The organism is Paraburkholderia heleia NBRC 101817 (assembly GCF_000739775.1).
GTDB classification, from domain to species: Bacteria; Pseudomonadota; Gammaproteobacteria; order Burkholderiales; family Burkholderiaceae; genus Paraburkholderia; species Paraburkholderia heleia.
In genome coordinates this window covers 1-1,607 of sequence record NZ_BBJH01000090.1, presented here as the reverse complement: position 1 = coordinate 1,607, position 1,607 = coordinate 1, and the positions used below count along the sequence as shown (strand labels likewise).

Genomic DNA, 1,607 nt, shown 5'->3' with positions numbered 1-1,607 from the left:
AAGGGGTCTAGCATGGCAGAAGCCGCAAAAAAACCGAGGCCGGAATACCGGAACATCGGGCTTGGGCAGATATTGTTCGCATACCGCCTGCCTCTGGCCGGCCGTGTGTCGATCGGCCACCGCGTGAGCGGTGCGCTGTTGTTCCTGTTCCTGCCTTTCATCCTGTTCCTGTTGGACCAGAGCCTCACTTCGGAGCTTAGCTTCGAGGTATTCAAGGGCTTCCTCTCCAACATCATCGTCAAGCTCATCGTGCTGGTCCTCGGATGGGCGTTCCTGTTCCACTTCTGCGCTGGCGTGCGTCACCTGTGCATGGACTTCAACCATGGCCTCGTGAGCAAGGAAAAAGGCAAGTCGACCTCCATGGTCGTCGTGATCATCTCCACGGTCCTCACGATCGCCTTTGCGGCAAAACTCTTCGGAGCGTTCTAAAAAATGTCGGCTAATAACGGTATCGGTCCGAAGCGCCTTGTCGTCGGCGCTCACTACGGCATTCGCGACTGGATCGCGCAACGCGCCACCGCCGTGATCATGGCGATCTACACGATCGTGCTGCTCGTCCTGTTCTTCGGCGCGCACGACTTCTCGTATGACGGCTGGGCCTCGATCTTCGCCGCGCAGTGGATGAAGCTCGCGACGTTCGTCACCCTGATCGCGCTGTTCCTGCACGCGTGGGTCGGCGTGCGTGACATCTGGATGGACTACATCAAGCCGGTCGGCCTGCGCATCACGCTGGACGTCCTCACGATCGCATGGCTGCTGGGCAGCCTCGGCTACGCCGCTCAGATTCTCTGGAGAGTGTAAAAGAATGGCTGCAATCAAGAATTCATTGCCGCGTCGCAAGTTCGACGTGGTCATCGTCGGTGCTGGCGGCTCGGGGATGCGCGCTTCGCTGCAACTCGCGCGCGCCGGCCTGTCGGTTTGCGTGCTCTCGAAGGTGTTCCCCACGCGTTCGCACACGGTAGCGGCGCAGGGCGGCATCGGCGCCTCGCTCGGCAACATGAGCGAAGACAACTGGCACTACCACTTCTACGACACGATCAAGGGCTCCGACTGGCTCGGCGACCAGGACGCGATCGAGTTCATGTGCCGTGAAGCGCCGAACGCCGTGTACGAGCTCGAACACATGGGCATGCCGTTCGACCGCAACGCCGATGGCACGATCTACCAGCGCCCGTTCGGCGGCCATACGGCCAACTACGGCGAGAAGCCGGTCCAGCGCGCGTGTGCGGCTGCCGACCGTACCGGCCACGCGCTGCTGCACACGCTGTACCAGCAGAACGTCGCGGCGAAGACCACGTTCTTCGTCGAATGGATGGCGCTCGACCTGATCCGCGACGCCGACGGCGACGTGCTCGGCGTGACCGCGCTCGAAATGGAAACGGGCGACGTCTACATCCTCGAAGGCAAGACCACGCTGTTCGCCACGGGCGGCGCAGGCCGGATCTTCGCGGCATCGACCAACGCGTTCATCAACACCGGCGACGGCCTGGGCATGGCGGCCCGTTCGGGCATCGCGCTGCAGGACATGGAGTTCTGGCAGTTCCACCCGACCGGCGTGGCCGGCGCGGGCGTGCTGATCACGGAAGGCGTGCGCGGCGAAGGCGGCA

At 62.9% G+C, this 1,607-nt stretch carries 3 protein-coding genes; all 3 read left to right on the top strand.

Annotated elements, in window-relative coordinates:
* Positions 1–12: 12 nt before the first annotated feature.
* Positions 13–429 (top strand): succinate dehydrogenase, cytochrome b556 subunit, encoded by a 417-nt coding sequence (gene sdhC / locus BHE01S_RS35770; protein WP_042273223.1) that lies wholly within the window; start codon positions 13–15, stop codon positions 427–429.
* 3 nt (positions 430–432) lie between these two features.
* Positions 433–801, top strand: coding sequence for a succinate dehydrogenase, hydrophobic membrane anchor protein (sdhD, locus tag BHE01S_RS35765; RefSeq protein ID WP_042273220.1), 369 nt, complete (start codon positions 433–435; stop codon positions 799–801).
* 4 nt (positions 802–805) lie between these two features.
* The coding region (locus BHE01S_RS35760; RefSeq protein ID WP_042273217.1) for an FAD-dependent oxidoreductase at positions 806–1,607 on the top strand (802 nt) is incomplete at its 3' end.

What these genes read in the sequence shown, in the direction of transcription:
- sdhD (WP_042273220.1), top strand. Translation starts at nt 433, where the DNA reads ATGTCGGCTAATAACGGTATCGGTCCGAAGCGCCTTGTCGTCGGCGCT.
- sdhC (WP_042273223.1), top strand. Translation starts at nt 13, where the DNA reads ATGGCAGAAGCCGCAAAAAAACCGAGGCCGGAATACCGGAACATCGGG.